The sequence below is a fragment of the Halomonas sp. SL18_1 genome (assembly GCF_055755715.1).
Genome location: NZ_JBVTRK010000001.1, coordinates 4,111,936 through 4,123,829, shown reverse-complemented (window position 1 = coordinate 4,123,829; position 11,894 = coordinate 4,111,936). Strand labels below are relative to the sequence as shown.

At 62.5% G+C, this 11,894-nt stretch carries 21 protein-coding genes and 2 pseudogenes; all 23 read left to right on the top strand.

The annotated features are described in order from the left end of the window. Positions 1-8: 8 nt before the first annotated feature. The 23 genes and pseudogenes from tuf (at position 9) to secY (ending at position 11,887) form a co-directional block, all read left to right on the top strand. A complete protein-coding gene (gene tuf, locus ACSJDS_RS21150; RefSeq protein ID WP_473034929.1) occupies positions 9-1,202 on the top strand; it encodes an elongation factor Tu in 1,194 nt (397 codons plus the stop codon). Positions 1,203-1,364: 162 nt separating this feature from the next. Further along, positions 1,365-1,676 (top strand): 30S ribosomal protein S10, encoded by a 312-nt coding sequence (rpsJ, locus tag ACSJDS_RS21145; protein ID WP_021819602.1) that lies wholly within the window; start codon positions 1,365-1,367, stop codon positions 1,674-1,676. 148 nt (positions 1,677-1,824) lie between these two features. Then, a complete protein-coding gene (rplC, locus tag ACSJDS_RS21140; protein ID WP_473034928.1) occupies positions 1,825-2,463 on the top strand; it encodes a 50S ribosomal protein L3 in 639 nt (212 codons plus the stop codon). Between the two features lie 13 nt (positions 2,464-2,476). Then, on the top strand, positions 2,477-3,082 hold the full coding sequence (gene rplD / locus ACSJDS_RS21135) for a 50S ribosomal protein L4 (RefSeq protein ID WP_473034927.1): 606 nt from the start codon (positions 2,477-2,479) through the stop codon (positions 3,080-3,082). Continuing rightward, the gene (gene rplW / locus ACSJDS_RS21130) at positions 3,079-3,375 is read left to right on the top strand and encodes a 50S ribosomal protein L23 (RefSeq protein WP_473034926.1); all 297 of its coding nucleotides are present in this window, start codon (positions 3,079-3,081) and stop codon (positions 3,373-3,375) included. The genes rplD and rplW overlap by 4 nt, the downstream gene beginning before the upstream one ends. Positions 3,376-3,392: 17 nt before the next feature. Next, positions 3,393-4,222: pseudogene (rplB, locus tag ACSJDS_RS21125) on the top strand (50S ribosomal protein L2). A gap of 33 nt (positions 4,223-4,255) precedes the next feature. Further along, entirely contained in the window at positions 4,256-4,531 is a 276-nt protein-coding gene (gene rpsS / locus ACSJDS_RS21120; RefSeq protein ID WP_238978570.1) for a 30S ribosomal protein S19, read from the top strand. An 18-nt stretch (positions 4,532-4,549) separates the two neighbouring features. Continuing rightward, entirely contained in the window at positions 4,550-4,882 is a 333-nt protein-coding gene (rplV, locus tag ACSJDS_RS21115; RefSeq protein WP_010626471.1) for a 50S ribosomal protein L22, read from the top strand. Between the two features lie 11 nt (positions 4,883-4,893). Next, the gene (gene rpsC, locus ACSJDS_RS21110; protein ID WP_473034925.1) at positions 4,894-5,592 is read left to right on the top strand and encodes a 30S ribosomal protein S3; all 699 of its coding nucleotides are present in this window, start codon (positions 4,894-4,896) and stop codon (positions 5,590-5,592) included. Between the two features lie 15 nt (positions 5,593-5,607). Next, positions 5,608-6,021 carry a 50S ribosomal protein L16 gene (gene rplP / locus ACSJDS_RS21105; protein WP_111413341.1) on the top strand — a complete coding sequence of 138 codons (414 nt, stop codon included), beginning with the start codon at positions 5,608-5,610 and terminating at the stop codon, positions 6,019-6,021. Then, complete coding sequence (gene rpmC, locus ACSJDS_RS21100) at positions 6,021-6,212, top strand: 50S ribosomal protein L29 (RefSeq protein ID WP_238978572.1); 192 nt, start codon at positions 6,021-6,023, stop codon at positions 6,210-6,212. Before rplP ends, rpmC begins: the two co-directional genes overlap by 1 nt. 1 nt (position 6,213) lies before the next feature. After that, complete coding sequence (rpsQ, locus tag ACSJDS_RS21095) at positions 6,214-6,474, top strand: 30S ribosomal protein S17 (protein WP_238978630.1); 261 nt, start codon at positions 6,214-6,216, stop codon at positions 6,472-6,474. 39 nt (positions 6,475-6,513) lie between these two features. Beyond that, positions 6,514-6,885, top strand: a complete 372-nt coding sequence (rplN, locus tag ACSJDS_RS21090) for a 50S ribosomal protein L14 (RefSeq protein ID WP_238978573.1) — start codon at positions 6,514-6,516, stop codon at positions 6,883-6,885. 14 nt (positions 6,886-6,899) lie between these two features. Beyond that, complete coding sequence (gene rplX, locus ACSJDS_RS21085) at positions 6,900-7,217, top strand: 50S ribosomal protein L24 (RefSeq protein WP_238978574.1); 318 nt, start codon at positions 6,900-6,902, stop codon at positions 7,215-7,217. Between the two features lie 18 nt (positions 7,218-7,235). Then, positions 7,236-7,775 (top strand): 50S ribosomal protein L5, encoded by a 540-nt coding sequence (gene rplE / locus ACSJDS_RS21080; protein WP_473034924.1) that lies wholly within the window; start codon positions 7,236-7,238, stop codon positions 7,773-7,775. Between the two features lie 10 nt (positions 7,776-7,785). After that, a complete protein-coding gene (rpsN, locus tag ACSJDS_RS21075) occupies positions 7,786-8,091 on the top strand; it encodes a 30S ribosomal protein S14 (RefSeq protein ID WP_473034923.1) in 306 nt (101 codons plus the stop codon). Positions 8,092-8,125: 34 nt separating this feature from the next. After that, positions 8,126-8,518 (top strand): 30S ribosomal protein S8, encoded by a 393-nt coding sequence (gene rpsH / locus ACSJDS_RS21070; protein WP_238978577.1) that lies wholly within the window; start codon positions 8,126-8,128, stop codon positions 8,516-8,518. A 9-nt stretch (positions 8,519-8,527) separates the two neighbouring features. Beyond that, positions 8,528-9,058, top strand: coding sequence for a 50S ribosomal protein L6 (rplF, locus tag ACSJDS_RS21065; RefSeq protein ID WP_473034922.1), 531 nt, complete (start codon positions 8,528-8,530; stop codon positions 9,056-9,058). A gap of 9 nt (positions 9,059-9,067) precedes the next feature. Further along, positions 9,068-9,417: pseudogene (gene rplR, locus ACSJDS_RS21060) on the top strand (50S ribosomal protein L18). An 11-nt stretch (positions 9,418-9,428) separates the two neighbouring features. Continuing rightward, the gene (rpsE, locus tag ACSJDS_RS21055; RefSeq protein ID WP_238978580.1) at positions 9,429-9,929 is read left to right on the top strand and encodes a 30S ribosomal protein S5; all 501 of its coding nucleotides are present in this window, start codon (positions 9,429-9,431) and stop codon (positions 9,927-9,929) included. A gap of 5 nt (positions 9,930-9,934) precedes the next feature. Beyond that, positions 9,935-10,117 (top strand): 50S ribosomal protein L30, encoded by a 183-nt coding sequence (gene rpmD / locus ACSJDS_RS21050; protein WP_066452141.1) that lies wholly within the window; start codon positions 9,935-9,937, stop codon positions 10,115-10,117. A 3-nt stretch (positions 10,118-10,120) separates the two neighbouring features. After that, positions 10,121-10,555, top strand: a complete 435-nt coding sequence (gene rplO, locus ACSJDS_RS21045; protein WP_473034921.1) for a 50S ribosomal protein L15 — start codon at positions 10,121-10,123, stop codon at positions 10,553-10,555. Beyond that, positions 10,556-11,887, top strand: a complete 1,332-nt coding sequence (gene secY / locus ACSJDS_RS21040) for a preprotein translocase subunit SecY (RefSeq protein ID WP_473034920.1) — start codon at positions 10,556-10,558, stop codon at positions 11,885-11,887. The last annotated feature ends 7 nt before the right edge of the window (positions 11,888-11,894 follow it).

The window sequence follows — 11,894 nt, the reverse complement described above, 5'->3', positions numbered from 1 at the left end:
TTATCGAAGTGGCTAAGGAAAAATTTGAACGTTCCAAACCGCACGTCAACGTCGGCACCATCGGTCACGTCGACCACGGCAAGACCACTCTGACTGCGGCCCTGACCCGCGTCTCTGCCGAGGTGTTCGGTGGCGACTGGCGCGAGTTCGACACCATCGACAACGCCCCGGAAGAGCGTGAGCGCGGTATCACCATCGCCACCTCTCACGTCGAGTATCAGTCCGAAGAGCGCCACTACGCGCACGTCGACTGCCCGGGTCACGCCGACTACGTGAAGAACATGATCACCGGTGCTGCCCAGATGGACGGCGCTATCCTGGTCTGCTCCGCCGCCGACGGCCCCATGCCGCAGACCCGCGAGCACATCCTGCTGTCTCGTCAGGTTGGCGTTCCGTACATCGTCGTGTTCCTGAACAAGGCAGACATGGTCGACGACGAGGAGCTGCTCGAGCTGGTCGAGATGGAAGTGCGTGAGCTCCTCAACGAGTACGACTTTCCGGGCGACGATACCCCGATCATCACCGGCTCCGCCCTGATGGCGCTGGAAGGCAAGGACGACAACGGCATGGGCACCACCGCCGTTGCCAACCTGATCAAGGCCCTGGACGAGTACATCCCCGAGCCGGAGCGCGCCATCGATCAGCCGTTCCTGATGCCGATCGAGGACGTCTTCTCCATCTCCGGTCGCGGCACCGTGGTCACCGGTCGTATCGAGCGCGGCATCATCAAGGCCGGCGAAGAGATCGAGATCGTCGGCATCAAGGACACCACCAAGACCGTGGTGACCGGTGTCGAGATGTTCCGCAAGCTGCTCGACGAAGGGCGTGCCGGTGAGAACGTCGGCGCCCTGCTGCGCGGCACCAAGCGTGACGAAGTCGAGCGTGGCCAGGTCCTGGCCAAGCCGGGCACCATCACCCCGCACACCATCTTCGAAGCCGAGGTGTACGTGCTGTCCAAGGAAGAGGGTGGTCGTCACACGCCGTTCTTCAAGGGCTACCGTCCGCAGTTCTATTTCCGTACCACCGACGTGACCGGTACCTGTGAGCTGCCGGAAGGCGTCGAGATGGTCATGCCGGGCGACAACGTCAAGATGGTCGTCACCCTGATCGCTCCGATCGCCATGGACGAAGGTCTGCGCTTCGCCATCCGCGAAGGCGGTCGTACCGTCAGCGCCGACGTCGTGGCCAAGATCGTTCAGTAAGCGACCGGCTGCTGATTGATCGAAGGGGGCTCCGCGAGGGGCCCCCTTTCTGCGCAGCGCGACGAGTGTTTGACACTCGGTTGCGCCGCGCCTATAATGCGCATCCTTTAAATGCGTGGGTAGACGGCTCGCGCCGTCGACATCCATTGGAGTTTAGGGCAAATGCAGAACCAGAAGATTCGCATTCGGTTGAAGGCCTTCGACCATCGCCTGATCGACCAGTCCGCCGCGGAGATCGTCGAGACCGCGAAGCGTACCGGTGCTCAGGTGCGCGGTCCGATCCCGCTGCCGACCAACCGTGAGCGCTACACCGTGCTGATCTCGCCGCACGTCAATAAAGACGCGCGCGACCAGTATGAGATCCGCACTCACAAGCGCGTGCTCGATATCGTCGAGCCGACCGAAAAGACCGTTGATGCCCTGATGAAGCTCGACCTCGCCGCCGGCGTGGACGTGCAGATCAAGCTCGACTGATAACACTAGACACCCGCGGCCCAGCGCTCGTCGCCAGCGTTCGAGCAGCAGCCGCCGCGCCGTGAGGCGCCACACAACGTGCTAGTGGAATGCTCTGGAAAGGGCAGCCATAGCGGGTGATAGCCCCGTACACTATAGGAGACTGAGAATGACTATCGGTTTAGTCGGTAGGAAGGCCGGAATGACCCGTGTCTTCACCGAAGATGGCGCATCCGTGCCCGTGACCGTGATCGAGGTTGATCCCAATCGCGTAACCCGCGTCAAGACCGTTGAGTCTGACGGCTACGCCGCGATTCAGGTGACAACCGGCTCTCGCAAGGCCAAGCACCTCACCAAAGCCCAGGCGGGTCAGTACGCCAAGGCGGGTGTCGAGGCCGGTCGTTCGCTGATGGAGTTTCGCCTGGAAGAGGGCGCTGAGGCTCCGGAAGTGGGCGGCGAACTCACCGTATCCCTCTTCGAAGCTGGCCAGATGGTCGATGTGGCCGGCACCTCCAAGGGCAAGGGTTTCCAGGGCGCCGTCAAGCGCTGGAACTTCCGCACCCAGGACAACAGCCACGGTAACTCCCTGTCGCACCGCGCGCCGGGCTCCATCGGCATGTGTCAGACCCCGGGTCGCGTCTTCAAGGGCAAGAAAATGGCCGGTCAGATGGGCAATGTCCGCTGCACCGTGCAGAGCCTGGAAGTCGTCCGTGTCGACGCCGAACGCAACCTGCTGCTGATCAAGGGTGCCGTGCCCGGTGCCACCGGCAGCGACGTCATCGTGCGCAGCGCCGTCAAAGCTGGCTGAAGGGGATAAACCGATGAATCTGAATCTTGCTGCAGGCGCGGGTACCGTCGAAGTGTCCGACGCCACCTTTGGCAAAGAATTCAACGAGGCGCTGGTCCACCAGGTCGTCACCGCCTACCTGGCCGGTGGTCGTCAGGGCACCCGCGCTCAGAAGACCCGTTCCGAAGTGCGCGGCGGCGGCAAGAAGCCGTGGCGTCAGAAGGGCACCGGTCGTGCCCGTGCCGGCACCATCCGCTCGCCGCTGTGGCGCAGCGGCGGCGTGACCTTCGCGGCCCGTCCGCAGGACTACACCCAGAAGGTCAACCGCAAGATGTACCGCGCGGCCATGCGCGCCATCCTGTCCGAGCTGGTGCGTCAAGAGCGCCTGGTGGCCGTCGATGCGATCAGCGTCGATGCGCCCAAGACCAAGCAGCTGGTGGCGAAGCTCGAGGAGCTGGGCCTGGAGAAGGCGCTGATCGTGACCGAAGAGGTCGACGAGAAGCTCTATCTGGCCGCCCGCAACATCCCCAACGTGGATGTGGTGGACGTCGCTGCCGCCGATCCGGTGAGCCTGATCGCCTTCGACAAGGTGCTGGTCACCGTCTCCGCCCTGCGTAAATTCGAGGAGAAGCTGGCATGAACCAGGAGCGCGTATTCAAGGTTCTGCTTGGTCCCCATGTGACCGAGAAGGCCGCTTTCGCCGCCGAGCGCAACCAGTATGTGTTCAAGGTGGCCAGCGACGCGACCAAGCCCGAGATCAAGCAGGCCGTTCAGGCGCTGTTCGGCAAGAAGGTCGATCGCGTCCAGGTGCTGAACATGAAGGGCAAGACCAAGCGCACCGCGCACGGTCTGGGCCGCCGCCAGGGCTACCGCAAGGCTTACGTGACCCTGGCCGCTGGTGAGACGCTCGAAGACTTCACTGGCGCCGAATAAGGGCAGGAGTACGGATCATGGCAATCGTCAAGACTAAACCCACATCCGCCGGTCGTCGCCACCTGGTCAAGGTCGTCAGCGAAGATCTGCACAAGGGTAAGCCCTATGCGCCCCTGCTGGAAAAGCAGTCGCGCAGCGGCGGACGCAACAACAACGGTCGCATCACCACCCGCCACGTGGGCGGTGGTCACCGTCAGCACTACCGGGTCATCGACTTCAAGCGCACCAAGGATGGCGTTCCCGCCGTCGTCGAGCGCCTGGAGTACGATCCCAACCGCAGCGCCCACATCGCGCTGCTGAAGTACCTGGACGGCGAGCGTCGCTATGTCATCGCGCCCAAGGGCGTGAAGACTGGCGACCGCCTCGAGTCCGGCGTCAACGCAGCCATCAAGAAGGGCAACACCCTGCCGCTGCGTAACATCCCGCTGGGTTCCACCGTGCACTGCATCGAACTGAAGCCCGGCAAGGGCGCTCAGATTGCCCGCAGCGCCGGCACCAGCGCCCAGCTGGTCGCCCGTGAAGGCAACTATGCCACCCTGCGTCTGCGCTCCGGCGAAATGCGCAAGGTGCTGGCCGAGTGCCGCGCGACCCTGGGGAAGTGAGCAACTCCGAGCACAGCCTGCGTCAACTTGGCAAGGCCGGTGCGAAGCGCTGGAGAGGCGTGCGTCCGACCGTTCGCGGCGTGGCCATGAACCCGGTTGATCACCCGCACGGCGGCGGCGAAGGCCGCACCAGCGGCGGTCGTCATCCGGTGTCCCCGTGGGGCGTTCCCACCAAGGGCCACAAGACGCGCAAGAACAAGCGCACCGACAAGCTCATCATCCGTCGCCGCAAGGCACGGGGCTGAGACCATACGCCAAGACATTAAGAGGTAACGGCTGTGCCACGTTCACTGAAGAAAGGTCCTTTCATTGACCTTCATCTGCTGAAGAAGGTTGAGGCTGCAGTGGAGAAGGGCGATCGCAAGCCGATCAAGACCTGGTCGCGTCGCTCCATGATCCTGCCCAACATGGTCGGGCTCACCATTGCAGTCCATAACGGTCGCCAACACGTCCCGGTGCACGTCTCCGAGGAAATGGTTGGCCACAAGCTGGGCGAATTCGCTGCCACCCGCACCTATCGCGGTCATGCGGCGGACAAGAAAGCCAAACGGTAAGCCAGAGAGGATTGAGAGATGGAAGTCACAGCTAAGCTGCGTGGCGCTCGTTTATCCGCCCAGAAGGCCCGTTTGGTGGCTGACCAGGTGCGCGGTAAGCCGGTCGCCGAAGCGCTCGACCTGCTGACCTTCTCACCGAAGAAGGCTGCCAAGCTGGTCAAGAAAGTGCTGCAGTCCGCCATCGCGAACGCGGAAGAAAACAACGGCATGGATATCGACGAGCTGCGTGTCTCGACCATCTGCGTCGATGAGGGCATGACGCTCAAGCGTATCAAGCCGCGCGCCAAGGGCCGTGCGGATCGTATCTTGAAGCGCACCTGCCACATCACCGTCAAGGTAGCCGAGAAGTAGGAGTCGACCAGATGGGTCAGAAAGTACATCCGACAGGTATTCGGCTGGGTATCGTCAAGGATCACACCTCGGTGTGGTACGCCGAGCGCGGTGCCTACGCCGACAAGCTGAACAACGATCTCGAGGTGCGTCGCTTCCTGGAAGAGCGTTTGAAGAACGCCTCCGTGAGCCACATCCACATCGAGCGTCCGGCCAACAACGCCCGCATCACCATTCACACCGCCCGTCCGGGCATCGTGATCGGTAAGAAGGGCGAGGACGTCGATCGCCTGCGTCGCGACATCACCGCCATGATGGGCGTGCCCGTGCACGTCAATATCGAGGAAGTGCGCAAGCCGGAACTCGACGCCAGGCTCGTCGCGCAGAACATCGCCGGCCAGCTCGAGCGCCGCGTGATGTTCCGTCGCGCCATGAAGCGTTCCGTACAGAACGCCATGCGCCTGGGCGCCGGCGGCATCAAGGTGATGCTCTCCGGTCGTCTCGGTGGCGCCGAAATCGCCCGTACCGAGTGGTACCGGGAAGGTCGCGTGCCGCTGCACACCCTGCGTGCGGACATCGACTACGCCACCTACGAAGCCAAGACCACCTACGGCATCATCGGTGTCAAGGTCTGGGTCTTCAAGGGTGAAATCCTCGGGGGCATCGAAGAGGTCCGCGCCAAGGCGAAACAGCAGCCTGCCGCGCCCTCCAAGAAGAAAGGTTCCAGGTAAGGGGAGAGCGAGTCGATGTTACAACCCAAGCGCATGAAATTCCGCAAGATGCAGAAGGGCCGCAACCGTGGCCTGGCACATCGCGGAAGCAAGATCAGCTTCGGGGAATACGGCCTGAAGGCTACCGGTCGCGGCCGCATCACGGCCCGCCAGATCGAGGCCGGCCGTCGTGCGATCACCCGTCACGTCAAGCGTGGCGGCAAGATCTGGATCCGCGTCTTCCCCGACAAGCCGATTTCCAAGAAGCCGCTCGAAGTTCGTATGGGCAAGGGCAAGGGCTCCGTCGAGTACTGGGTCGCACAGATCCAGCCGGGCCGGGTCCTCTATGAAATCGAAGGTGTCTCCGAAGAGCTGGCCCGCGAGGCCTTCTCCCTGGCGGCCCAGAAGATGCCCGTATCCACCACCTTTGTGAAACGGACGGTGATGTGATGAACGCCCAGGAAATTCGTGAAAAGTCTGTCGAAGAGCTCAACGAGCAGCTTTTCGAACTCCTCCGCGAGCAGTTCAACCTGCGCATGCAGAAGGCCACCGGCCAGCTGAGCCAGACACACCTGCTCAAGCAGGTTCGTCGGGACATCGCCCGGGTGAAGACTGTGCTCAACGAGAAGGCAGGTGACTGAGATGGCCGAAGAGAAGAAATCCCGTACGCTCACCGGCAAGGTGGTGAGCGACAAGATGGAAAAGTCCATCGTCGTGATGATCGAGCGCCGCGAGCGTCACCCGATCTACGGCAAGTACGTTAAGCGCTCCACCAAGCTGCACGCCCATGACGAGGCGAACCAGGCCAAGGTCGGCGATACGGTCTCCATTCAGGAGTGTCGTCCGCTGTCCCGCAAGAAGGCTTGGGCGCTGGTCGAGGTGATCGAGCAGGCCAAGGGCTGAGCTCGGCGAGAGCAGTCAGATTAGGTTTGGAGAAAACCGATGATTCAGACTCAGACAATGCTGGATGTCGCCGACAACAGCGGAGCGCGCCGGGTGCAGTGCATCAAGGTGCTGGGCGGTTCACATCGCCGCTACGCTCGCGTGGGTGACATCATCAAGGTCACGGTGAAGGAAGCCATTCCGCGTGGCAAGGTCAAGAAAGGCCAGGTCCTCAAGGCGGTAGTGGTTCGCACCCGCAGCGGTGTCCGTCGTTCCGACGGCTCGCTGATCCGCTTCGACGGAAATGCGGCGGTTCTGTTGAACAACACCAACGAACAGCCGATCGGTACCCGTATTTTCGGGCCGGTGACCCGTGAGCTTCGCAACGAGAAGTTCATGAAGATCATTTCCCTGGCGCCGGAAGTGCTGTAAGGAGCGAGGCGGATATGCAAAAGATCAAACGTGACGATGAAGTGATCGTCATCGCCGGCAAGGACAAGGGCAAGCGCGGCACTGTCAAGCGCGTCCTCAAGGACGAACGCTTCGTCGTGTCCGGTGTGAACATGATCAAGCGTCACACCAAGCCCAACCCTATGGCGGGCAAGCAGGGCGGTATCGTCGAGCGCGAGGCTCCGATTCACGCGTCCAACGTGGCGATCTTCAACTCGGAGACCGGTAAGGCGGATCGCGTCGGCTTCCAGGTTAAGGAAGACGGTACCAAGGTACGCATCTACAAGTCGACGCAGACGCGGATCGACGCCTAACGCGAGTCGGGTAGCAAAATGGCGAACTTGAAAGAACGTTATCAGAACGAGGTGGTGGCTAAGCTCAAAGAGCAGTTCAGCTACGCCAACGTGATGCAGGTGCCGCGGATCACCAAGGTGACCCTCAACATGGGCATCGGCGACGCGACCAGCGACAAGAAGCTGATCGAGAATGCCATCGGCGACCTGGAGAAGCTCTCCGGTCAGAAGCCGGTGGTGACCAAGGCGCGCAAGTCCATCGCGGGCTTCAAGGTACGCGAAGGTTGGCCCATCGGCATCAAGGTGACCCTGCGCAGCGAGCGCATGTGGGAGTTCCTTGATCGCCTGGTCAACATCGCGATTCCCCGCGTGCGTGACTTCCGTGGTCTCAACCCGAAGTCCTTCGACGGTCGCGGCAACTACTCCATGGGGGTGCGTGAGCAGATCATCTTCCCGGAGATCGAGTATGATAAGATCGACCGGATTCGTGGTCTGGATGTCACTATCACCACCACCGCCAACACCGATGAGGAAGGTCGTGCGCTGCTGAGCGCGCTGAACTTCCCGTTCAAGAAATAAGGGTGGGATCATGGCAAAGAAAAGCATGGTAGAGCGTGAGCTGAAGCGCACCAAGCTGGTCCAGAAGTACGCGGCCAAGCGCGCCCAGCTCAAGGCAATCATCCAGGACGTGAACGCTTCCGACGAAGAGCGCTTCGAGGCAACGCTGAAGCTGCAGCAGCTGCCGCGCGACTCGAGCCCGGTGCGCCAGCGCAATCGCTGCCGCGTGACCGGCCGTCCGCACGGTTTCTACAACAAGTTCGGCCTCGGTCGTAACAAGCTGCGTGAAGCCGCCATGCGTGGCGAGGTCCCTGGGCTGAAGAAGTCCAGCTGGTAAGCCGCCACGTAGAATCATCAGGAGCGCAACGTAAATGAGCATGCAAGACACTCTGGCGGATATGTTTACCCGTATCCGCAATGCGCAGATGGCCACCAAGGAGACGGTCACCATGCCGTCTTCCAAGCTGAAGGTCGAGGTGGCCCGCGTATTGAAGGACGAGGGCTTCATCACCGAATTCGCGGTGGACGAAGGCGCCAAGCCCGAGCTGACCGTGACCCTCAAGTACTTCGAGGGCAAGCCGGTCATCGAGCACCTGCAGCGGGTCTCCAAGCCGTCCCTGCGCCAGTACAAGGGCAAGGATTCGCTGCCCAAGGTGGCCGACGGTCTGGGTATCGCGATCGTCACCACCTCCAAGGGCGTGATGACCGACCGTGCCGCCCGCCAGGCCGGCGTCGGTGGCGAAGTCATCTGCACCGTATTCTAGGAGTTTGGAATGTCCCGCGTAGCCAAATATCCGGTTAAAGTGCCCGCTGGCGTCGAGATCAAGCTCGACGGTGACCAGCTGACCGTCAAGGGCGGTCAGGGCACGCTGTCCATGACCGTCCACCAGGACGTGGTCGTCGGCCAGGAAGAGGGTCAGCTGACCTTCAATCCGAGCGAGACCGCCAAGTCCTGGGCGATGGCCGGCACTACTCGTGCTCTGGTCCAGAACCTGGTCACCGGCGCCTCCGAGGGCTTCACCAAGACCCTCGAAATCAACGGCGTCGGCTACCGTGCCCAGGCCAAGGGCCAGACGCTCAATCTGTCACTGGGCTTCTCGCACCCGGTCGAGTACTCCCTGCCTGAGGGTGTCGCGGTGGAAACACCGAAGAACACCGTCATCGTGCTGAAGAGCGCGGACAAGCAGAAACTCGGTCAGGTCGCCGCGGAAATCCGCGCCTTCCGTCCGCCCGAGCCCTACAAGGGCAAGGGGATTCGGTACGCCGACGAGCAGGTGCGTCGCAAAGAAGCCAAGAAGAAGTAAGGCAGGGTTATGAACGCGAAGAAAGAATCTCGTCTCCGTCGTGCCCGCCGCGCTCGCGCCAAGATCCGCGAGCTGGGCGTGTATCGCCTGTGCGTCAACCGTACCCCCGCCACATCTACGCGCAGATCATCTCGCCGGATGGTGGCCAGGTCCTCGCCAGCGCTTCGACGCTGGACAAGGCCCTGCGCGAGGGTGCGACCGGCAACTCAGACGCCGCCGCCAAGGTGGGGGCACTGATCGCCGAACGCGCCAAGCAGGCTGGCATCACCCAGGTGGCCTTCGATCGTGCCGGCTTCAAGTATCACGGTCGCGTCAAGGCCCTGGCCGACGCCGCTCGTGAAGGCGGCCTGGAATTCTAAAGGGTTTTACGATGGCGAAGAACGAACAGAACACCGGCGACCTGCAGGAAAAGCTCGTGCAGGTCAACCGCGTCGCCAAGGTGGTCAAGGGTGGCCGTATTTTCGGTTTCACTGCCCTGACCGTCGTGGGCGACGGCAATGGTCGTGTCGGCTTCGGCCGCGGCAAGGCGCGTGAAGTGCCGGTCGCGATCCAGAAGGCCATGGACCAGGCACGCCGCAACATGGTCAAGGTCACCCTGAAGGGCCACACCCTGCAGTACCCGGTCAAGGCGCGTCACGGCGCCTCCAAGGTGTACATGCAGCCGGCCTCCGAGGGTACCGGCATCATCGCCGGCGGCGCCATGCGCTCGGTCCTCGAGCTGGCGGGCGTCCACGACGTCCTGGCCAAGTGCTACGGTTCCACCAATCCGGTGAACGTGGTGCGGGCAACCGTCAAGGGCCTCGCTTCCATGCAGTCGCCGGACGACATCGCCGCCAAGCGCGGTCTGTCCGTCGAAGCGATCACGGGGTAAATACCATGGCAGCAACACTCAAGGTTACCCAGACCCGTAGCACCATCGGCACCCTGCCCAAGCACAAGGCCACCATGAAGGGCCTGGGGCTGCGCCGCATTGGTCACACGGTCGAACTGGAAGACACCCCTGCCGTGCGCGGCATGATCCACAAGGTCAACTACCTTGTGCGCGTTGAGGGAGAGTAATCCATGAAACTCAATAGCCTGAGCCCGGCACCGGGCTCCAAGCACGCCGAGAAGCGCGTCGGCCGCGGCATCGGCTCCGGTCTGGGCAAGACCGGTGGCCGTGGCCACAAGGGCCTGAAGTCGCGCAGCGGCGGCAGCGTCAAGCCCGGCTTCGAGGGCGGTCAGATGCCGCTGCAGCGGCGTCTGCCGAAATTCGGCTTCACTTCCATGAAGTCGCTGGCCTCCGAGGAAGTGCGTCTGGCCGAGCTGGCCAAGGTCGCCGGTGACGAAGTCACCCTCGAGAGCCTCAAGCAGGCCAACGTGCTCAAGGATGCCACGCTCCACGCGAAGATCATCCTGTCCGGCGAACTCAACAAGGCGGTCACGGTCCGCGGCCTCAAGGTCACCAAGGGTGCCCGTGCCGCGATCGAAGCCGCCGGCGGCAAGGTAGAGGACTAAATGGCCAAGTCAGGAAATGTGCCGGCGATGGGCAGCGGTCTGAGTGAACTGTGGGCGCGTCTGCGCTTCGTGCTCCTCGCCATCGTGGTGTACCGGATCGGTGCCCACATCCCCGTACCCGGTATGAATCCTGACCAGCTTGCTGCCTTGTTCAGGGAGCAGCAGGGGACCATTCTGGGCATGTTCAACATGTTCTCGGGTGGCGCCCTGGAGCGCATGAGCATTATGGCGCTGGGCATCATGCCCTACATCTCCGCGTCGATCATCATGCAGCTGCTGACCGCGGTCTCGCCCCATCTGGAGCAGCTCAAGAAGGAGGGCGAGGCCGGCCGCCGCAAGATTAGCCAGTACACCCGCTACGGGACCGTGCTGCTGGCCTTCGTTCAGGCTGTCGGCATGTCGGTGGGGCTGGCCAGCCAGGGTATCGCCTACACGGCCGACTTCAGCTTCTATTTCACTGCCATCGTCACCTTCGTGTGCGGGGCGGTGTTCCTGATGTGGCTGGGCGAGCAGATCACCGAGAAGGGGATCGGCAACGGCATCTCGCTGCTGATCTTCTCGGGTATCGTCGCCGGCCTGCCGGGCGCGGTGGGCCAGGCGTTCGAGCTGGCCCGCAACGAAGGCGCGTGGAACGTGCTGCCGCTGCTGGCTCTCTCAGTCCTGGGCGTGGCGACCGTGGCCTTCGTGGTGTTCATCGAGCGCGGCCAGCGCCGCATCACGGTGAACTATCCGCGGCGTCAGGTCGGCAACAAGATGTATGCCGGACAGAGCAGCTACCTGCCGCTCAAGGTGAACATGGCGGGCGTGATTCCGCCGATCTTCGCCTCCAGCATCCTGCTGTTCCCCGCCTCCATGGGGCAGTGGGTCGGCGCTGGCGACGGCATGGAGTGGCTGCAGCGTGCTTCCCAGGCCCTGGGGCCGGGCCAGCCGCTCTACATCTTGCTTTTCGGCGCGGCGGTGATATTCTTCTGCTTCTTTTACACAGCGCTGGTCTTCAATCCCAAGGATGTCGCTGACAACCTCAAGAAGTCAGGGGCCTTCCTGCCGGGGATTCGCCCTGGTGAGCAGACCGCTCGCTATGTCGACAAGGTCATGACCCGTCTGACCCTGTGCGGCGCCCTGTACATCACTGCGGTTTCGCTGATGCCCCAGTTCCTGATCGTGGCGTGGAACGTGCCGTTCTTCTTCGGCGGTACCGCGCTGCTGATCATCGTGGTGGTGATCATGGACTTCATGGCCCAGGTGCAGTCGCATCTGATGTCGCATCAGTATGACTCGGTGATGAAGAAGTCCAACCTGAAAGGCTACGGCAGCGGCGGCATCATGCGCTAAGGCGCGC